Genomic DNA, 18,694 nt, shown 5'->3' on the forward strand with positions numbered 1-18,694 from the left:
GGGTCTGTGAGGAGGACCACTGGTGGCGGCTGAGAAGAGCGGACGAGACGGCGGCGTCCAGTCCCTGCAGCGCGCGTTCGAGCTGCTGGAGCACCTGGCGGACACCGGCGGCGAGGCCAGCCTGTCGGAGCTGGCGACCCTGTCCGGGCTGCCGATGCCGACGATCCACCGGCTGATCCGCACGCTGGTGTCGCTGGGCTACGTCCGGCAGAACACCAACCGGCACTACGCGCTGGGCGCCCGGCTGATCCGGCTGGGCGAGAACGCCAGCATGCAGTTCGGCGCGTGGGCGCGGCCGCTGCTGGTGGAGCTGGTCGAGGAGGTCGGCGAAACGGCGAACCTGGCGGTGCTGGAACGCGACGAGGTGGTGTATGTCGCGCAGGTGCCGTCGAAGCACTCGATGCGGATGTTCACCGAGGTGGGACGGCGCTTGCTGCCGCACGGCACCGGCGTGGGCAAGGCGATGCTGGCGGAGCTGCCCGCCGACGAGGTCGCGGCGCTGCTGGAGCGCACCGGGATGCCCGCGTACACCGAACACACCTTCACCGATCCGGACGCGCTGGCGGTGGAGCTGAAGAAAATCGCCGGACAGGGTTACGCGCTGGACGAGGCGGAGCAGGAACTCGGAGTGCGCTGCATCGCGGTCGCGATCCCCGGCGCACCGGTGCCCGCCGCGGTGTCGGTGTCCGGCCCTTCCGGCCGACTGACGGCGGACGCGGTGAGCCACATCGCGCCGGTGGTGCAAAAGATCGCGGACCGGCTTTCGCAGCAGCTGCCGGTTACCTGAGTTCGCCTTTGAGGAGGTCCATCAGCAGCCCGTCGTGCCAGGTGCCGTCCGGCCCTTGCTCGTAGTCGCGGAGGATCCCGACGCGCCGGAAGCCGAGCTTCTCGTACACGTGGATCGCGCGAACGTTGGCCGCCGCCGGGTCGATGGTGATCCGGTGGTGCCCCTGGTCGAACAGCCGCTGCGCGAGAATCCGGATCGCCTCCGCGCCGAGCCCCAGCCCGTAGTGCTCCGGGTGCACGGCAAGGTCGATCCCAGCGTGCCGATAGCGCCGGGCGGTTTCCTCCCAGCCTTGGATCACGCCGACGGTCCGGCCCTGGTACTCGATGGCGTACGTCTGGTCCTCGTCCTCGGCGAGAAGCCCGTCGGTTTCCTCGTCGGGATCGCCCCACCACTGCGAAACTTCCGGAGCGGACAGAATCTCGTGCACTCGCGCCCGGTCGGCTTCAGTGAGGGAGCGGAGGGTTACGCGGGTCACTTCATCGGTTTCTGGTCGACCTGGACGTGGTATTGCACATCGGTGCCGTTCACCGCCCCGATTTTGGCGGTGAGCCCGACTTTCTGTCCGCCAGCGGTGAGGACGCACCGCATCGACTCCCCTTCGACGGCCTTGATCGGGCCAGGGCAGGCGACGGTGTCCGGCCGCTCGCCGATGGACCGCTGGAGTGCGTCGGAAATGCCTTTTTCGAAATTCTCCTTGGACACTTCCTTGCCGACGCTCACGCTCACCGAACACCCGGCGAGCAACAGCGCACCGGCGGCGAGCAGGACGGAACGGACGCGCATGGGTTCTTCTCCTAATGCCAGACGGAAGGGGGGATGCGGTCGAGGAGATCGCAGCGGAGATCGAGGGCGGGCAGCAGATACTTCGGGTCCCGGTGGTCGCTGACCTGGTCGAGAAAGTCGAGCTTGCCGCCGACCAGGGTGAACCCGCGGAAAGTGCGGGGATCGGTTTTGAGAAACGCCGTCACCGCCGGATTCAGTACGGCGCGGGCGAAATCGGCGTTCCCGCTGCGCACTTCGTACCGAAGGTCGAACTCGGGGTCCCCGGTCTGCACGTCGCCCTGCCCGAGGTGCGCGTTGACCCGGCTGGACAACTCGGCGACGCGGCTGATCTGCAGCGCCGGACCGGTTCCCGGCCCGCGCACCCAGATCACTCTGAGCGTGTTGGTCTCGCCCTGCATCGGCGTCCGCACCCGGAAAGCCCCGGCGAGGAACGGCCTGCCGCGATGTGTCCCGGTGACGATCTCGCGCGCCTCGTAGACTTCCCGCCGGTTCAAGTACGGTCCGAGCGGGTTCATCACCTGCTCGACCACGTTCCGCTCGAGGTAGCGGTCGCCCTCGTCGAAATAGGCGCAGTAGGCGTCGTTGCGCTCCTCGTACCGCCACCCGCGCCGCTGCATCTCCTGCCGCAGCCGAGCCATGGCCTGTTCCTGGTCGCGTTTCACGGAACGGCCGTTCCAGACCAGGAACCAGACGAGCGCCCCGGCCAGGAGCACCGTCCCGCCGATGACGATCACCAGGATCAGCGCGACGCTCATCGCCGGCGCTCGTCCCCGTCGTCGAAGATGTCGACCGGTTCGAACTCTTCGTCCGCCACCCGCCTGCCCCGGCCGGCGAAAGCGGGCTGCGGACGGGCGGCCGGAACGGCGGCCACGGCGCTGACGGCGCTGACCGACGGCGGGCGGGACGCGCCGAACAACTCCACGTCGGAATCCAGGACCCGGTCGAGCAATTCGGTGTCGCCGAGTCCCCGGCGCACCACCTCGGCCTGCGCCCGCGCGACGTTCGCCTGCGCTTCGGAAATCGCCCGCAGCACGTCCGCGGCGAGCACTTCCCGGGCGGTTTCCGACGAACTCTCGCTGAACGTGATCGAGGTGATCCCGCCGCCGGGCCCGGCCACGACCGTGACCGCGCCGTCGGGAGACGTCGCCCGTCCTTGCGTTTCCTTGAGTTCGTCGTTCATCCGCCGGTACGCCTCGGCGCGCAGCCGGTTGTCGGTCGCGGCGGAATCGATCGCTTCGATCCGGGCGAGCAAGTGCCGGGCTGTTTCGTTCATGGGGTGGGCTTCTCCGGCTCGATGGTGTCAAGGAACTTCTGGAAATCGCCGATCACGTGCTCGAACTGGTCCTCCAGCAACGCGGACAGCACCACGTGCAGCACGGCGCTCCGCCGCGGGTCCCGCTGGTCCCGCATCAGCATGAACACCTGGAACTGCACGAGGTCGGCGGGTTTGCCCCGCAACGGGATGGTGAGCTTCACCGCCTGGGTCAACGCGGGATCCGACTCCGAGCCGACCTCGTTCCGCCTGCCGAGCCGGACATCGGCGGCGCCGGCCGCGCGCAGTTTCTCGACCGCTTCGTCCCCGATCTCCGTGAGGTCGGCGTTCTCCCGGACCTCCCCGGTGATCGAGATGTTGGGAGTGAACCCGTCCCGCGCCGACGCCGCCTTCAGGGCGACGAACGCCGCCCCGGCGGCGCCGACTTCGTCCGGCGGCACCGATTGCCAGCCCTCGGGCAACGAGAACTGGATCGGGACCGGAATAGTGGATGCCACTGCGTTTCTCCGAATCTGGGTCTGGTTTTCAGAAGCCTAGGAAGCCGGCGACGGCCCCGGCCGCGTTCGAGATGCCCTTGCCCACGTCGGAAACGACCTCGCCGACATCGTCGGCGACATCCTTCACCGTGTCCACGACCTCGCCCGGATCGATCGCGATGTCGAACCCGATCTTGCCGCCGACGCCGAGGCCGACCCCGACGGAGGCGCCGAGGTGGAACTTGCCGTCGTCGCCCATGCCGACCTGGCCGCTCGCTTCCACCCCGACCCCGGCCCAGGCCTCGCCGTGCACCCCGGCCGACACGCCGCCGACCTCCGCGCTGACGTCGCCCTCGACCCGGCCGCCGGCAAACGCCTCGACCTGGCCCTGTGCCCCGGTCACGCCGATCGAGCCCTCGGCGGAAGCGCTGGCCCCGATCTCGCCTTCGGCGGAACCCGTCAAGCCCGCGTGGTCGCCAAGGTGCAGTTCGCCTTCCGCGCTGCCCTTCGCCAAATACGCCTCGGCCGAGGCGCCGGCGTTGACGCCGAGGATGCTCGCGCCGGCATGCGCCTCGGCATGCGCGCCGAGCACCGCGCCCTCGACCTTTCCGCTGCCGCCGAACTGCTCGGACCCGAATGCGCCCTCGAGCGAACCGTCGAGCAGATCCACGCCCGCTTCCGCCGACACGGTCGATTCGTGGGTGTCGATCCCGAGCGATTCGAGCAGGCTGCCGATCTTGTCGCCGAACATCCCGTCCGACTGGCTGCCGAATTCGCCCTTGAAGCTCCGCCCGAAGCGGCCCTTCTGCCACCCGCCCGGGTCCTTCTCTTCGGACTTGCCCTTCTCGTCGTTCCCCTGGTCGACGAGTTCGCGGCGGTCGGCGCCGAACTCCTTGCCCTTGCCGACGTCCTTCGAGTACGTGCCGTCCTCGTCGCGGCTGAACCCGAGCGCTTCCGCGGTCATGCCGCCGACCTGTTCGAGCTTGGCGCGCGCGTTTTCGAGGATCTGCTGTGCCTCGGCCATGGCGGCGCGGCCGGGATCCACCAGCGGAGCGATGGCTTCCCCGATCGAACTGGCGCGCAGCATCTGCACCTGGTAGTCCGCGGCCGCGGCCCGCGAGGCCGCCTGCGCCTGGGTGAAGAGCTCGATCGCCCGCTGCGCTTCGCTCTGGCTCCAGGTCAGCGCGTCGCCGTAGTCGGCGAGCGCGGTCGCGCCCTTGCCCAGGACGCCGATCGTCTCGATCCAGTTCTTCGGCTCCTGTCCGAAGACTTCCCGGAACCGGTCCGCCGCGTCGCCGGACCACTCCCGGAGCGCGATCCCGCCGAGCCCCTCGGAAATCCCGGCCATCTTGTCGAGGTTGCGCACCAGCTCTTTCAGATCGCCGGAGAGCAGGTGCGGTTCGCCGGGGATCAGAGCCTTCGGGTCGGTGGTCTGCCCGAGTTCCGCCGTCATCAGAAGACCGGTCCGTTGCCGCCGCCGGAGGGGTCGCCGGAGGCACCGGGGAAGAGCTGCCGGGAACGCTCCGGGCTCATGATCCGCATCGGCCCGTCGTCGTCGATCGACCCGCTGATCCGCCCGGTCGCCCCGCCGGTCCAGCCGCCTCCGGGAACGTCGTGCAATCCCGCTTCGGGCTCGGCGAGCCGTTCGTTCAGCTGGCTCGGCGTGAGACCCCCGGTGAAACCGCCGCCGGGGGCGCCCTCGAGCCTGCTGCCGATCTTCGCTTCGCCTCCAGCGGCCTCGCCGAGGAGGTCGCCGAGCCCAGCACCGAATTCGCCGATCGTCCCGGTCGCGGCAGCGTCGGATTGCGCGTACTTCCCGGCCGCCGTCCGCAGATCGTCGCCGTGGCCCTGGGCGATGCCGGTCAGCCGGGCGACCTCAGCCTGGATTTCCTCGACGAACCCGGCCCACCCGGCCTGGACGCCGCGGTGCCCGTAGTCGCCGCTCGGTCCTTGCCACAGCAGGCCCGCGGCACTGCCGACCACGTCCCCGATCGCATTCGCGGTCCGGAACAATTCTTCCGGGACCGCGCCGAAACCCCCCGACATGCCCACCCCTCGTAGTCGTAGCCGCGTTGCTACCCACCGTGGCAGGCCACGCTACAAGGATGTCCGGTTTAGCCGTTCTTCACTCGTCTGGGGGAATCAGCCCAGCAAAGCGTCCACGAACGCACCCGGCTCGAACGGCGCCAGGTCGTCCGGTCCCTCGCCGAGGCCCACGAGTTTCACCGGCACCCCCAGCTCCTTCTGGACCTGGAACACGATCCCGCCCTTGGCCGTGCCGTCCAGTTTGGTCAAGACGATGCCCGTCACGTCGATGACCTCGGCGAACACCCGTGCCTGCGCCAAGCCGTTCTGGCCCGTCGTGGCGTCCAGCACCAGCAGCACCTCGTCCACCCGCGCCTGCTTTTCCACGACTCGCTTCACCTTGCCGAGTTCGTCCATCAGGCCGGTCTTCGTGTGCAGGCGGCCCGCGGTGTCGACCAGCACCGTGTCCACGCCCTCGCTGATGCCCTGCTTGACCGCGTCGAACGCGACTGCCGCCGGGTCCGCGCCTTCCTTTCCTCGCACGACCGACGCGCCCACTCGCTCGCCCCACGTCTGGAGCTGGTCGGCGGCAGCGGCGCGGAACGTGTCGGCCGCGCCGAGGACCACCGTTCCGCCTTGCGCCACCAGGACTCGGGCCAGTTTGCCGGTCGTCGTGGTCTTGCCGGTGCCGTTCACGCCCGCGACCAGCACCACCGCGGGCTGCTTCTTGCCGTCCACCTCGTGCGGGAGGGCGCGGACCGAACGTTCGGCGTCCGTGGACAGCGACGCGGTCAGCACCTCGTGCAGCAGTTCGCGCGCTTCCGCGGACGTGCGCACCGCGCGGCGGTTCAGTTCGTCGCGCAGGCGTTCCACGATCTGGGTCGTCGTGGCGGCGCCGAGGTCCGCCATCAGCAGGGTGTCTTCGACGTCCTGCCAGGAATCCTCGTCCAGGTCGCCGCCGCCGAGGAGGCCCAGCAGGCTCTGCCCGAACACCGACCGGGACTTCGACAGGCGGCCGCGCAGGCGCTCGAGCCGGCCGGACGGGGACTCGATCTCCTCGATCGGCTCGGCCGTTCCCGGCACGACCGCTTCGGGAGCCTCTTCCTCCACCGGTTCGGGGAGCTTGACGTCGCGCACCGTGCGCTGGTCGGAATCGCGCGGGACGGCGGCGTCGTCGCCGACCGCGGGCTGGCCGTCGACTTCCGGCCGGTCCTCGACCGGATGCTCGACCACCGGCTCCGGCGCGGGCTCGGGAGCAGGCGGGGCCTCAGCGGTCGTCCCTCCGGGAGCCAGCGAGATCCCGCCGCTCGCGGCGTACCCGCCGCCCTTCGGCTTCTCCTCGACCTCGCGCTGTTCGGCGATGCTGATCCGCCGCTTGCGCGCGATGAGCAGCCCGGACGCCAGCAAGGCGACCAGGACGACGACGGCGACGACAACGATCCAGAACCAGGTGCTCGACACGCCACCATCCTGTCATCCGCGTGCCCGAGCCACCGGACACCCCACCGCGAAGCCAACGAGTAACGCGAACGGTTCCGATTCGGCCAAGACTCCACGAAGCGTCTTGCGCCACCCCTTCCGCGTTGACTAGACCACATCGGATGACCACCCCCGCCGGCCACTGTTTCCGCGTCCTCGGGCTGCTGTCGGGCACCTCCGTGGACGGGATCGACGTCGCGGTCGCCGAAATCCGCTCCGACAACGGGACCGTCGTCCTCACCCCGCTCGGCGAACTCGACGTGCCCTATCCCGCCGACCTCCGCGCCGACCTCCTCGACGCTCTCCCGCCGCGGCCGAGCAGCGCGCGGCAGCTGACCGTGCTCGACACCCGGGTCGGCCAGGCGTTCGCGGACGCGGCCGCGCGCGGGATCGCCGCGTACGGGCCGGTGGACGTGATCGCCTCGCTCGGCCAGACCGTCTACCACTGGGTCGAAAACGGCGTCGCGCTCGGCACGCTCCAGCTCGGCCAGCCGGCGTGGATCGCCGAGCGCACCGGAGTTCCGGTGATCGCCGACCTCCGCATCCGCGACATCACCGCGGGCGGCCAGGGCGCACCGCTGGCGAGCACGCTCGACGCGATGTGGCTGCGCGGCCTCGCCGAGGAGACCGGACGCCCGGTCGCCGCGCTCAACCTCGGCGGCATCGCGAACATCACCGTGGTCACCCAGTCCGACAAAGTGCTCGCGTACGACACCGGCCCGGCCAACGCGCTGCTCGACCTCGCCGCCGCGCACGTCAGCGACGGCAAACTGTCCGCCGACGTCGACGGACGGCTCGCGCTCGCCGGTTCGGTCCGGAAAGACCTGCTCGACCGGCTGCTCGCCGACCCCTATTTCGCCGCCCCTCCCCCGAAATCCACGGGCAAAGAGCACTTCCACGCCGGCTACCTGGACGCGGCCCTGTCCGGACTGCCGCCGTTGTCCCCGGAGGATCTGCTGGCCACGCTCACCGAACTGACCGCCGCGACGGTCGCCGCGGAATGCCGGCGGCACGGCGCGGCGACCGTTGTCGCGTCCGGCGGCGGCGTCGCGAACCCGGCGACCATGGCCGCGCTGGCCCGGCAGCTGCCCGACGGCGCGCTCCGCACCAGCGACGACCTCGGCCTTCCCGGCTCCGGCAAAGAGGCCTACCTGACCGCGCTGCTCGGCTGGCTGAGCTGGTGCGGCGTCCCGGCGACGCTGCCGTCGGCCACCGGAGCGAGCGGTCCCCGCCTGCTCGGCGCGCTGACGCCGGGTGCGGCGCCCCTGAATCTCCCCGCCCCGCTGGGGGGCGCCGCGACCCGGCTCCGGGTCGCGCAATCCGGGCAACCACGGTAGGAGAACCCCATGAATCCAGTCGATCTGGTGATCGTCATCGTGTACCTCGCGGCGATGCCGGTCATCGGCGTGCTGGTCGGACGCAGACAGAAGTCCGCGAACGACTATTTCGTCGGCGAACGCAGCATGCCGTGGTGGGCGGTCACGCTCTCGGTGGTGGCCACCGAGACGTCCACGCTCACCGTGATCTCCACGCCGGGGCTCGTGTTCGGCAGCGCCTTCCTGTTCCTGGAAGTCGCTTTCGGCTACATCATCGGCCGCGTGATCGCCGCGTTCGTGCTGCTGCCGCGCTATTTCCGCGGCAATTACGTGAGCGCGTACGAATTCCTCGGCCGCCGCTTCGGCCGCGGGCTGCAGGGCACCGCGTCGGTCACCTTCGTGGTGACGCGGCTGCTGGCCGAGGGGCTGCGGCTGTTCGCCGGGGCGATCCCGATCAAGGCGATCCTCGGCCACTACGGCATCCACACCGAGTACTGGCACATCGTCGTGCTGCTGACCGCGCTCACCGTGGTCTACGCGTTCGTCGGCGGCATCAAGTCGGTGATCTGGGTGGACGTCATCCAGTGGTCGCTCTACATCCTCGGCGCGGTCGGCGCGGTGATCTTCCTGTCCACGAAGCTGCCGTCCGGCTGGACGCAGATCGCCTCGAGCCAGGGCCGGTTCCAGCTGACCGACTTCGCGTCGAACCTGCTCACCAACCCGTACGCGTTCCTCTGCGCGGTGGTCGGCGGCGCGTTCCTGTCGATGGCTTCGCACGGCGCGGACCAGCTGATCGTCGGACGGCTGCTTTCGTGCCGGAACCTGCGGGACGGCCAGCGCGCGCTGATCGGCTCGGCCTTCGTGGTGTTCGTCCAGTTCGCGCTGTTCCTGCTCGTCGGCGCGATGCTGTGGGTCTACACCGGCGGCAAGACCGGCGCGACGGCCACCGCGGTCGCGGCCGGGAAGATGTCCGGCGACGACGTGTTCTCCAACTTCATCGTCAACGACCTGCCGGTCGGCCTCGCCGGGCTCTTGATCGCCGGCATCCTCGCCTCGACCATGGGCGCGCTCGCGTCCGCGCTCAACGCGCTTTCCACCTCCACCATCGCCGACCTCTACCAGCGGTTCACGCACAAATCGATCGAGGACGCCAAACTGCTCCGGCACGGTCGCATGTGGACACTCATCTGGGCGGCGGTGTTCGCGGTGTTCGCCTCGATGTTCACCAACTCGAAGGACCCGGTGATCCAGCAGGGCCTCGGCATCGTCGGCTACACCTACGGCGCGCTGCTCGGCTCGTTCTTCCTCGGCCTGCTGGTGCGCAAGGCCCGGCAATCCGACGCGGTGATCGCGTTCGCCTGCTCGGTGGTCGGGATGGCTTTCCTGATCCTGTTCGTGAAATTCGACAAGGCGACCACCGAGGTGCACATCCACTTCGGCGCGGCGACCAAGACGCTCGTGCCGCTGGCGACGTATTGGTACACCTTCGCCGGGGTGCTGATCACGCTGCTCGTGGGCGGACTGCTGTCGCTGCGGCGGCGCGGCGCGGACCCGAATGTCGAGACGGTCGAGGAACCCGTGGAAACCCCTGCGTAGCAAGGACGGAAACGCGGCCCGATCCCTTCGAAGCCGAGGGGACCGGGCCGCGTCCGCTCAGCGGATGACGACCCGCCGCAGCTTGCTCTTCGCGCGCGGCCACCGTCAGGCTCGCGGTTACGACGCCGGGACCGGTTCCTCCGCCGCGGTGCGCAGCCGCTGCGAGATCACCTTGGTGATGCCGTCGCCCTGCATGCTCACGCCGTACAGCGCGTCGGCGATCTCCATCGTCGGCTTCTGGTGCGTGATGATGATCAGCTGCGACGAATCGCGCAGCTGCTCCAGCAGGCCGATCAGCCGGCGCATGTTGGTGTCGTCCAGCGCCGCCTCGACCTCGTCCATCACGTAGAACGGCGAAGGGCGGGCCCGGAAGATCGCGACCAGCATGCCGACCGCCACCAGCGACTTCTCGCCGCCGGACAGCAGCGACAGCCGCTTGACCTTCTTGCCCGGCGGACGCGCCTCGACGTCCACGCCGGTGGCGAGCAGGTCGTTCGGCTCGGTGAGCACCATCCGGCCCTCGCCGCCGGGGAACAGCACGCCGAAGACGGTCTCGAACTCGCGCGCCACGTCCGCGTAGGCCGAGGTGAAGACCTCCAGGATCTTCTCGTCGACCTGCTTGATGACGGCCTCGAGGTCCTTGCGGGTGTCCTTGAGGTCTTCCAGCTGGGTGGAGAGGAACTTGTACCGCTCCTCCAGCGCCGCGAATTCCTCCAGCGCCAGCGGGTTCACCTTGCCCAGCAGGGTGAGGTCCTTCTCCGCGCGCTTGGCGCGGCGGGCCTGGGTTTCGCGGTCGTAGGGCATCGGCGGCGGCGGGGTGACGTCCTCGCCGCGTTCCTTGGCCGCCTCGTACTCGGCCATCTCGCCCGCGCTCGGCGGCACCGGCACGTTCGGGCCGTACTCCTCGACCAGGTCCGCCAGGCCGATGCCGAAGTCCTCGGCGATCTTGGCTTCCAGCGTTTCCAGCCGCAGCTTCTGCTCGGCGCGCAGCACCTCGTCGCGGTGCACGGCGTCGGTCAGCTTCTCCAGCTCGCCGGACAGCTCGCGCACCTTCGCGCGCACCGCGGTGAGCGCGGTTTCGCGGCTTTGGCGCTGGGCTTGGGCTTCGTCGCGCTCGGCGGCCGCGCGCTGCACGGACAGCTCGATCCGCTCCAGCGCGAACTCGCCGGCGTTGACGACCGCGTTCGCGATTTCCGCGCCGCGCTCGCGCGCTTCCCGTGCCTTGGCCGCGCGCTCGCGGGCCTGCTGTTCGGCGTAAGCCGCGCGGCGCAACGATTCCGCTCGTCCGGCGATGCTGCGCGCGCGTTCCTCGGCGGTGCGCTGCGCGAGCCGGGCTTCGACTTCTTCCTGCCGTACCACGGCAAGCTGCTCGGCGGCTTCGTCGCGTTCGGCGGTGTCCGGGTCGTCCTCGACCGGCTGCTCGGCGACCGCGGCGAGCCGTTCTTCCAGCTCTGCCAACTGTTCCAGCGCCTGCTCGCGGCTCTGCTCGACCTTCGCGCGCTGCTGGGTCAGCCGTTCGACCTCGGCCTGCGCGGACCGCGCCGCCTGCTGCAGCCGGTTGAGCCGCTCCGAGGACCGCGCCTTGCGCACCTTGGCTTCGCCGAGCGCGTCCTTCGCCTGGCTGACCTCTTCGCGCCGGGACTGCTGTTCGGCGCGGGCGCCCTCCAGTTCGGCGGAGTACCGCTCCAGCGCGCGTTCGGCGGTGCGCAAGCGTTCCTGCGCCTCGTCGACCGCCGCCTGGACCTCGATCACGCTCTCGCGCGCGGCGGAACCACCCGCGATCCAGGTGGCCCCGAAGACATCGCCCTCGGCGGTGACCGCACGCACTTCCGGGTGCTGCGCGACGAGCTGACGCGCGGCTTCCAGGTCCGGCACCAGCGCGAGCCGGTCCAGCGCCGTCTCGACCGCGGGCCGCAGCTGCTCCGGCGCGCTGACGACCTCGCGGGCCCAGCGCGCGCCCTCGGGCAGCGCCGGCCACGAGCTAGTGTCCACAGTGGACGCGGCACCGACCGGCACGATCCCGGCGCGGCCGGAATCGGTCTCCTTCAAGTACTTCAGCGCGGACAGCGCGTTCTCGCCGCCGGACACCGCGACCGCGTCGGCCACCGGTCCGAGCGCGGCGGCCAGCGCGACCTCGTGGCCCGGCTGCACGGTGAGCAACGCGGCGACCGAACCGAGCAGCCCCGGCAGTTCCGCGGAAGCACCCAGCAGCGCGCCCGCGCCGTCCTTGCGCTTGAGCCCCATCGACAACGCCTCGACGCGCGCCTTCTCCGACGCGATCTCGCGCTCGGCGCCGCGTTCGGCCTTCACCAGCTCTTCGACACGGGCCTTGGCGGCGTTGTTCGCCTCCACCGCACGGTCGTGGCGCTGCTGCAGCTCGGCGTCGTCGGATTCCTCCGTGCCGCCGGCGGCTTTCGCTTCTTCCAGCTCCTCGACCGCGATTTCGGCGCGCTCGGCCGCTTCCTGCAGCCCGACGGTGAGCCGGTCGACCTCTTCCGCGGTCGCGCCGTTCTTGCTGCGCAACGCTTCGACCTGACCGGTCAGCTTCGCCATGCCCTCGCGGCGGTCGGCGATCGCCCGGACCGCGGCCCAGTGCGCGCGCTCCGCGGCCTGCACCCGCTGTTCGAGTTCTTCCCGGCGCAGCACGGTTTCCGCGAGAAGTTCGCGGGCCTCCATGACGGCCTCGGTGAGTTCCTGCTCGCGTTCGGCGGCTTGTTCGGCTTCCGCGAGCAGCTCCTCCGGGTCCCGGCCGCCGGTCGGCGCGGAAACGTCGGAGGAAAGGTGCCGCTGCCGCTCCACCGCCAGCCGCACGGTGCCGCGCAGCCGTTCGGTGAGCGCGGACAGCTTGTACCAAGTCTCCTGCGCGATCTGCAGCCGCGGCGCGTCCTCGGCGAGCGAAGCCTCCAGCTCGGCCTCTTCGGCGGACACGATTTCCAGCGCCTGCTCGACCTCGGCGCGGCGCTGGCGGGCGGTGCGCTCGTCGGCCTCGTCGCGGGCGATGGACTCGCGCTGGGTGACCAGGTCGTCGGCGAGCAGCCGGAGCCGGGCGTCGCGCAGGTCGGACTGCACCGACTGGGCCTTGCGGGCGATCTCGGCCTGTTTGCCCAGCGGTTTGAGCTGGCGGCGCAGTTCGGTGGTGAGGTCGGTGAGCCGATCGAGGTTGCCCTGCATGTTGTTGAGCTTGCGCAGGGTCTGCTCTTTGCGCTTGCGGTGTTTGAGGACGCCCGCAGCCTCCTCGATGAACGCGCGCCGCTCCTCGGGCTTCGACTCGAGGATCGCCGACAGCTGGCCCTGCCCGACGATGACGTGCATCTCGCGGCCGATACCGGAGTCCGACAGCAGTTCCTGGACGTCCATCAGCCGGCAGCGGTCGCCGTTGATCTCGTACTCGCTCGCGCCGTCGCGGAACATCCGGCGGGTGATGGAGACCTCGGCGTACTCGATCGGCAGCGCGCCGTCGGCGTTGTCGATGGTGAGCGTGACCTCGGCGCGGCCGAGCGGGGCGCGGCCGGCGGTGCCGGCGAAGATGACGTCCTCCATCTTGCCGCCGCGCAGGTCCTTCGCGCCCTGGGTGCCCATGACCCAGCGCAGCGCGTCGAGGACGTTCGATTTTCCGGAGCCGTTCGGGCCGACCACGCAGGTGATGCCGGGTTCGAAGCGCAGCGTGGTCGCCGAGGCGAAGGACTTGAAGCCCTTGAGCGTCAGGCTTTTCAGGTGCACGTGCTGCCGACCCCTCTTGGCCACGGGTACTGGATGGCTACCGGTCCCCCGGTTCGCCGACAGGCTACCCGGGGGTTCGGGCGCGCCGTGGGAGGCCGGGCCGCCCGGGCGCGCCTAGCACAGGTTCCAAAGCCCCGGCAACCCCAAGCACCCCATCAGCCGCAGCCGTCCCACCGCTCTCAGCGTTCGGCGAAGCCGTCCAGCCCGCCCTTGGCGTCCGTCCAGCGTTCAACGACCTGATCCACTCGTCCGGGTGAGGTTCCCGAGCGCAGCGCGGCCAGCAGTCGCGCACAGTTGTCCCGGTCACCCTCCGCGACCACCTCGACACGGCCGTCCGGGAGGTTCCTGGCGAATCCGGTCAGCCCGAGTTCGAGCGCGCGGCTCCGGGTCCACCAGCGAAAACCGACACCCTGCACCTGCCCGTGCACCCAGGCGGCCAGCCGGACGGGCGATTCCTGCTCGTTCACCGGCCCCATCCTGCCGCACGCGCCCGGCTGCGGACCGTGACGGCCCCGTGCCTGGGCCGCGCGAACGGGTCCTGAGCGGTGATAACCTCCCGCCTGGCATCCGGGGCCGGAGCCCCGCTCCCCCGTGCCGCCCTCGACCTGAGCGTTGTCTCTTCTAAGGAGCCCGCATGTCCCGTCCCGACGGGCCTGAACCAAGCTCGGCGTCGCCGGAGATCGCGGTGAGCGCTGGCCGCACCGCACCGCCGAAGGGCGCGAGCGGGAGGCTCAGCCGCTCCGGCTACGCGATCCTGGGCGTCAGCGGCCTCGTCGTCGCCACCGCCTTCGCCGCGGTCGCCGAACTGGCCGGCCCCGGCTCGGTCGCCGACACCGCGACGACCAGCACCAGCGGCGGCGGAATGGGCGGCCAACCGGTCGGCTCGCAGGTCGTCGTCCCGGGCAACGCCGTCCCCGGCGGCCCGATGACCGTCCCCGGTTCGCCGACCCCCGGCCAGACCGTCCCGCCGACCCCGACGACCGTGGTGGCGGTGGGCCCGGACGGCAAGCCGACGACGAGCGTGATCACGCCCCCGCCGAACGCGGGCCAGCCCGGCGGGCAGCCGGGCGGCGGACAGCCGACGCCGGGCGGCACCACGTCGCAACGCAGCGACCCGCCGACCAATCCCGGCGGCGGAACCACGACCCCTCCCTCGTCGCACACGGTGAACCCGCCGACGTCGACGTCGTCCGACCCGACCCACTCCTCGCCCCCGGACAGCCCGCCGCCCAGCTCCGGCAGCAGCTCCACCGGCGGACAGCCGTCCTCGTCGCCGAGCGCGTCCACTTCGGACTCCAACCCGACGAGCCCCACCAGCCGCTGAAAGTCCGTGAGGGAATCCGATTCCCTCACGGCTTTACCGCCAGGTCAGATTTCGAAGCGGTACCCCATACCGGGTTCGGTGAGCAAGTGCCGCGGCCGCGAAGGCTCCGGTTCCAGCTTCCGCCGCAGCTGCGCCAAATACACGCGCAGGTAATGGGATTCCGTCTCGTACGACGGTCCCCACACCTCGTGCAGCAGCTGCTTCTGCGCCACCAACCGGCCGCGGTTGCGCACGAGCAGTTCCAGCACGCCCCATTCGGTTTTCGTCAGATGCACCTCGCGGCCCTCGCGCAGCACCTTCTTCGCCGCCAGGTCGATGGTGAACGATCCGGTGTCCACCACGGCTTCCGCGCCGTCCGTGCCCACCACCGACGAACGACGGACCGCCGCCCGCAACCGGGCCAGCAGTTCGTCCATTCCGAACGGTTTGGTGACGTAGTCGTCGGCCCCCGCGTCGAGCGCCTGCACCTTGTCCGCGGAATCGCCGCGCGCGGAGAGCACGATGATCGGCACCGTGGTCCAGCCGCGCAGGCCCGCGATCACCTCGGTGCCGTCCAGATCCGGCAGGCCGAGGTCGAGCACGACCACGTCCGGTTTCGTTTCGGCGACCGCCTTCAGCGCGGCGGTGCCGTCGTGTGCGGTGATCACCTTGTACCCGCGCGCGTTGAGGTTGATCCGCAGCGCGCGCACGATCTGCGGTTCATCGTCGACGACCAGCACCGTGGCCGTTTGGTCGGCAGTCATCGCGCCGCGCCCTCCTCCGCCGATTCGGCTTCCACCAGTTCCCGGCCGGTGCAGGCCGGGAGCGAGATCACCACGGTCAACCCTCCGCCAGGAGTGTCCTCGGCGCGAACCGTACCGCCCATCGCCTCGGTGAACCCCTTCGCGACGGACAGGCCGAGCCCGACGCCCGGCGTCGAGTCCCGGTCCCCGCCCAGCCGCTGGAACGGCGCGAACGCGGATTCCGCGGCGCCCTTCCGCAACCCCTTGCCGTGGTCGACGATCCGCAGTTCCACGTACTCCGAATGCGCGCTCGCCCGTGCGGAAACGTCGCCGCCGCCGTGCCGGAGGGCGTTGTCGAGCACGTTCGCGATCACCCGTTCCAGCAGGCCGGGATCCGCTTGCACCGAAGGCAACCGCGCGTCGACGGAGACCTGCACGTTCTGCGAGTTGTCCACATTGGACAGCGCGTGCGCGACCACTTCGTCGTAGCCGACCGGCCGCAGATGCGGGGTGACCGCACCGGTGGCCAGCCGGGAGGAGTCGAGCAGGTTGTCGATCAGCCCGGCGAGCCGGTCGGCCGAAAGCTCGACGGCCTCCATCAGTTCCTCAGTGTCCTCATCGGACAGCGATAGATCCGGCGCGCGCAGGCTGCCGATCGCGGCCTTGATGGACGTGAGCGGCGTCCGCAAGTCATGCCCGACCGCGGACAGCAGCGTCGTGCGCAGTTCGGTCGCCTCGGCTTTCCGTTCTGCAGCTGCCGCGGCTGCCGCCATCCGCTGCTGTCGCAAGGCGAGCAACGCTTGTCCCGCAACAGCTTCCAATACGCGGCGGTCCGCCGCGGGCAACGCGCGCCCGCGCAACGTCAGGTGGACATCGGCAGTCACTGCGATGTCCACATCGGCCTCATCCGGATCAGCGCACGGTTCACCGCCGGAGAGCGCGACCTTTTCCCACTTTCCGTTGCGTTTCTCCAGCAGCGTCACGGAAGTGAGGCCGAAGTTCTCCCGGACCTTCTCCAGCAACCGCTCGATCGGATTCGGATCGGTCAGCACGGTGCGCGCATAAGACGCCAGCAACGACGCCTCCGTTCGCGCCCGCGCCGCCGCCACCCCGCGCCGGGCGGCCGAAGCGACGACGAGCGCCACCATCACCGCCACCACGACCATCGCGATCAACGTCACGACGTTCTGCGGGCTGTGCACATCCAGCGTGTACAGCGGCGGTGTGAAGAAGAAGTTCAACAGCCCCGCGCCGAAGACCGCGGCCACCAACGCCGGACCGAGCCCGCCCACCAGCGCGACGATTACGGTGGCCAGCACGAACAGAACAACGTCCGTGGAGAACTCGACCGCGTCGCGCAGCAGCACGCCGAGCCCGGTCGCGAGGAGCGGCGCCACGATGCTCAGCACCCAGCCCAGCACGAGCCGCGACGGCGCCAGCGGGCTCGTGCCCAGCCGCGCCCGCAGCCGTCCGCCGGCGTAGGAGTGCGTGACCATGTGCACGTCGATCGGCCCGGACTGCTGCACCACGGTCGCGCCGATGCCCTGGTCGAAAAGCCGCGCGATCCGGGAGCGCCGCGAAGTCCCCACCACCAGCTGAGTCGCGTTGACGCCGCGCGCGAAGTCGAGCAGCGCCGTCGGCACGTCGTCGCCGACCACCGTGTGAAAGGTCGCGCCGACCTCCTCGGCCAGCGTGCGGCAGCGGGCCATCGCGGTCGGCCCGATCCCGGCCAGGCCGTCTCCGCGCAGGATGTGCACGACCTGCAGTTCCGCGCCCGCCCGGGTGGCGATCCGGCTGGCCCGCCGGATCAGCGTCTCGCTTTCCGGACCGCCGGTGATCGACACGACCACCCGTTCGCGCGTTTCCCACGTATCGGTGATCTTCTGCTCGGCGCGATACCGCTGCAGCGCGACGTCGACCTGGTCGGCCACCCACAACAGGGCCAGTTCGCGCAACGCGGTGAGGTTGCCGGGCCGGAAGTAGTTGCCCAGCGCGGCGTCGATCCGCTCGGCCGGGTAGACGTTGCCGTGCGCGAGCCGCCGCCGCAGCGCCTCCGGCGTGATGTCCACCAGCTCCAGCTGCTCCGCCCGGCGCACGACCTCGTCCGGAACGGTTTCCTGCTGGGTGACGCCGGTGATCCGCTCGACCACGTCGTTGAGGCTCTGCAGGTGCTGGACGTTGACCGTGGACAGCACGTCGATGCCCGCTTCGAGCAGCTCGTCGATGTCCTGCCAGCGTTTCTCGTGCCGTCCGCCGGGCACGTTCGTGTGCGCCAGCTCGTCCACGACGACGACCTCGGGCGCGCGGGCGAGCACCGCGTCGAGGTCCATTTCGGCGAACTCGTGCCCGCGGTGGCGGACCGTGCGCCGCGGCACGATCTCCAGCCCGTCGAGCAGGTCGGCGGTCTTCTTCCGGCCGTGCGTCTCGACCAGGCCGACGACCACGTCGGTGCCGCGGTCGAGGCGGCGGCGTGCTTCGCCGAGCATGGCGAAGGTCTTGCCGACGCCCGGAGCCGCGCCGAGGTAGATCCGCAGTTCGCCTCGGCGCGGCTTCGGGGAGGGGTCAGAGGTGCTCACTGTGTCAGTGTGCGCCAGGAGCGGCCGAATGCACGGCAAGGTTGAGCCGGAGCACATTCACGCCCGGCACGCCGATCCCGTTGCCGGTGGTGTTGTCCGCGACCAGCTGCCGCACCTTGTCCTCGCTCAGCCCGGTGTTGCGGGCCACGCGAAGCACCTGCAGCTCGGCGTAGGCGAAGCTGATCGCCGGGTCGAGGCCCGAACCCGAGGCGGTCACCGCGTCCGCGGGCACCTCCGCCGGGTTGACGCCCTCGCGTTTGGCGATCAGCTCCCGCCGCTGCGCGATGGCCTTCGCCAGATCCTCGTTGTACGGCCCCTTGTTGGACGGCCCCGACGTCGACGGGTCGCCCGGCCCGAGCACGTCCTTCGAACCGGCGGAGGGCCGGTTGTGGAACCACGGGTCGTGCGCGGCGTCGGCGGGCACCGGGTCGATCCCGATCAGCGACGAGCCGACGGCCTGGCCGTTCTGCGTCACCACCGAGCCCTCCGCGTTCCCCTGGAGGCCGGGAATGCGGGACACCGCCCACACGCCCAGCGGATAGAGGATGCCGAGCAGCACGGTCATCGCGAGGAGCAGGCGCAGGCCCGCCCAGGTCTGCTTGAGCAAGACGTTCATG

General features: G+C 70.5%; 17 protein-coding genes. 4 read left to right on the top strand and 13 right to left on the bottom strand.

Annotated elements, in window-relative coordinates:
* The first annotated feature begins 22 nt into the window (after positions 1-22).
* Positions 23-787 carry an IclR family transcriptional regulator gene (locus tag F9C11_RS39655; RefSeq protein WP_409182459.1) on the top strand — a complete coding sequence of 255 codons (765 nt, stop codon included), beginning with the start codon at positions 23-25 and terminating at the stop codon, positions 785-787.
* On the opposite strand, the gene F9C11_RS39660 is transcribed toward F9C11_RS39655, so the two are convergent.
* The 8 genes from F9C11_RS39660 to ftsY all read right to left on the bottom strand — a co-directional run bounded on the left by F9C11_RS39660 (position 780) and on the right by ftsY (position 6,805).
* The gene (locus tag F9C11_RS39660; protein WP_409182460.1) at positions 780-1,262 is read right to left on the bottom strand and encodes a GNAT family N-acetyltransferase; all 483 of its coding nucleotides are present in this window, start codon (positions 1,260-1,262) and stop codon (positions 780-782) included. The two genes, F9C11_RS39655 and F9C11_RS39660, sit on opposite strands and share 8 nt — an antisense overlap.
* Positions 1,259-1,570: a DUF4333 domain-containing protein gene (locus F9C11_RS39665; protein ID WP_409182461.1), complete on the bottom strand. Its 312-nt coding sequence runs from the start codon at positions 1,568-1,570 to the stop codon at positions 1,259-1,261. The genes F9C11_RS39660 and F9C11_RS39665 overlap by 4 nt, the downstream gene beginning before the upstream one ends.
* Positions 1,571-1,581: 11 nt before the next feature.
* Entirely contained in the window at positions 1,582-2,325 is a 744-nt protein-coding gene (locus tag F9C11_RS39670; protein WP_409182462.1) for a hypothetical protein, read from the bottom strand.
* Positions 2,322-2,843: a YbaB/EbfC family nucleoid-associated protein gene (locus F9C11_RS39675; protein ID WP_409182463.1), complete on the bottom strand. Its 522-nt coding sequence runs from the start codon at positions 2,841-2,843 to the stop codon at positions 2,322-2,324. Before F9C11_RS39675 ends, F9C11_RS39670 begins: the two co-directional genes overlap by 4 nt.
* The gene (locus tag F9C11_RS39680; RefSeq protein WP_409182464.1) at positions 2,840-3,340 is read right to left on the bottom strand and encodes a hypothetical protein; all 501 of its coding nucleotides are present in this window, start codon (positions 3,338-3,340) and stop codon (positions 2,840-2,842) included. The genes F9C11_RS39675 and F9C11_RS39680 overlap by 4 nt, the downstream gene beginning before the upstream one ends.
* A gap of 28 nt (positions 3,341-3,368) precedes the next feature.
* Positions 3,369-4,772, bottom strand: a complete 1,404-nt coding sequence (locus tag F9C11_RS39685) for a putative T7SS-secreted protein (RefSeq protein WP_409182465.1) — start codon at positions 4,770-4,772, stop codon at positions 3,369-3,371.
* Complete coding sequence (locus F9C11_RS39690; protein WP_409182466.1) at positions 4,772-5,365, bottom strand: hypothetical protein; 594 nt, start codon at positions 5,363-5,365, stop codon at positions 4,772-4,774. The genes F9C11_RS39685 and F9C11_RS39690 overlap by 1 nt, the downstream gene beginning before the upstream one ends.
* Before the next feature lie 96 nt (positions 5,366-5,461).
* A complete protein-coding gene (gene ftsY / locus F9C11_RS39695) occupies positions 5,462-6,805 on the bottom strand; it encodes a signal recognition particle-docking protein FtsY (protein WP_409182467.1) in 1,344 nt (447 codons plus the stop codon).
* Between the two features lie 140 nt (positions 6,806-6,945).
* On the opposite strand from ftsY, the gene F9C11_RS39700 reads away from it, so the two are divergent.
* A complete protein-coding gene (locus F9C11_RS39700; protein ID WP_409182468.1) occupies positions 6,946-8,160 on the top strand; it encodes an anhydro-N-acetylmuramic acid kinase in 1,215 nt (404 codons plus the stop codon).
* Between the two features lie 9 nt (positions 8,161-8,169).
* On the top strand, positions 8,170-9,735 hold the full coding sequence (locus F9C11_RS39705) for a sodium:solute symporter (RefSeq protein ID WP_409182469.1): 1,566 nt from the start codon (positions 8,170-8,172) through the stop codon (positions 9,733-9,735).
* A gap of 117 nt (positions 9,736-9,852) precedes the next feature.
* Here the strand turns inward: F9C11_RS39705 and smc are convergent, their stop codons facing one another.
* Positions 9,853-13,455, bottom strand: a complete 3,603-nt coding sequence (gene smc, locus F9C11_RS39710; protein ID WP_409187079.1) for a chromosome segregation protein SMC — start codon at positions 13,453-13,455, stop codon at positions 9,853-9,855.
* A 179-nt stretch (positions 13,456-13,634) separates the two neighbouring features.
* Complete coding sequence (locus F9C11_RS39715; RefSeq protein ID WP_409182470.1) at positions 13,635-13,931, bottom strand: acylphosphatase; 297 nt, start codon at positions 13,929-13,931, stop codon at positions 13,635-13,637.
* Positions 13,932-14,089: 158 nt separating this feature from the next.
* Here F9C11_RS39715 and F9C11_RS39720 point away from each other — a divergent pair, with 158 nt between their 5' ends.
* On the top strand, positions 14,090-14,779 hold the full coding sequence (locus F9C11_RS39720) for a hypothetical protein (protein WP_409182471.1): 690 nt from the start codon (positions 14,090-14,092) through the stop codon (positions 14,777-14,779).
* A gap of 44 nt (positions 14,780-14,823) precedes the next feature.
* On the opposite strand, the gene F9C11_RS39725 is transcribed toward F9C11_RS39720, so the two are convergent.
* Genes F9C11_RS39725 through F9C11_RS39735 form a run of 3 tightly spaced genes read right to left on the bottom strand, consistent with a single transcriptional unit; the run spans position 14,824 to position 18,693 of the window.
* Positions 14,824-15,522 (bottom strand): response regulator, encoded by a 699-nt coding sequence (locus F9C11_RS39725; RefSeq protein ID WP_409182472.1) that lies wholly within the window; start codon positions 15,520-15,522, stop codon positions 14,824-14,826.
* Positions 15,519-18,077: a DUF4118 domain-containing protein gene (locus tag F9C11_RS39730; RefSeq protein ID WP_409182473.1), complete on the bottom strand. Its 2,559-nt coding sequence runs from the start codon at positions 18,075-18,077 to the stop codon at positions 15,519-15,521. Before F9C11_RS39730 ends, F9C11_RS39725 begins: the two co-directional genes overlap by 4 nt.
* Positions 18,078-18,081: 4 nt before the next feature.
* Entirely contained in the window at positions 18,082-18,693 is a 612-nt protein-coding gene (locus F9C11_RS39735) for a potassium-transporting ATPase subunit C (RefSeq protein WP_409182474.1), read from the bottom strand.
* Between the last annotated feature and the right edge of the window lies 1 nt (position 18,694).

This window comes from Amycolatopsis sp. VS8301801F10 (genome assembly GCF_046195355.1).
Taxonomy (GTDB): Bacteria; Actinomycetota; Actinomycetes; order Mycobacteriales; family Pseudonocardiaceae; genus Amycolatopsis.

Coding starts and splice junctions, on each gene's coding strand:
- F9C11_RS39665 (WP_409182461.1), bottom strand. CDS start 1,570: ATGCGCGTCCGTTCCGTCCTGCTCGCCGCCGGTGCGCTGTTGCTCGCC.
- F9C11_RS39670 (WP_409182462.1), bottom strand. CDS start 2,325: ATGAGCGTCGCGCTGATCCTGGTGATCGTCATCGGCGGGACGGTGCTC.
- F9C11_RS39675 (WP_409182463.1), bottom strand. CDS start 2,843: ATGAACGAAACAGCCCGGCACTTGCTCGCCCGGATCGAAGCGATCGAT.
- F9C11_RS39685 (WP_409182465.1), bottom strand. CDS start 4,772: ATGACGGCGGAACTCGGGCAGACCACCGACCCGAAGGCTCTGATCCCC.
- F9C11_RS39690 (WP_409182466.1), bottom strand. CDS start 5,365: ATGTCGGGGGGTTTCGGCGCGGTCCCGGAAGAATTGTTCCGGACCGCG.
- F9C11_RS39700 (WP_409182468.1), top strand. CDS start 6,946: ATGACCACCCCCGCCGGCCACTGTTTCCGCGTCCTCGGGCTGCTGTCG.
- F9C11_RS39705 (WP_409182469.1), top strand. CDS start 8,170: ATGAATCCAGTCGATCTGGTGATCGTCATCGTGTACCTCGCGGCGATG.
- F9C11_RS39715 (WP_409182470.1), bottom strand. CDS start 13,931: ATGGGGCCGGTGAACGAGCAGGAATCGCCCGTCCGGCTGGCCGCCTGG.
- F9C11_RS39720 (WP_409182471.1), top strand. CDS start 14,090: ATGTCCCGTCCCGACGGGCCTGAACCAAGCTCGGCGTCGCCGGAGATC.
- F9C11_RS39725 (WP_409182472.1), bottom strand. CDS start 15,522: ATGACTGCCGACCAAACGGCCACGGTGCTGGTCGTCGACGATGAACCG.
- F9C11_RS39735 (WP_409182474.1), bottom strand. CDS start 18,693: ATGAACGTCTTGCTCAAGCAGACCTGGGCGGGCCTGCGCCTGCTCCTC.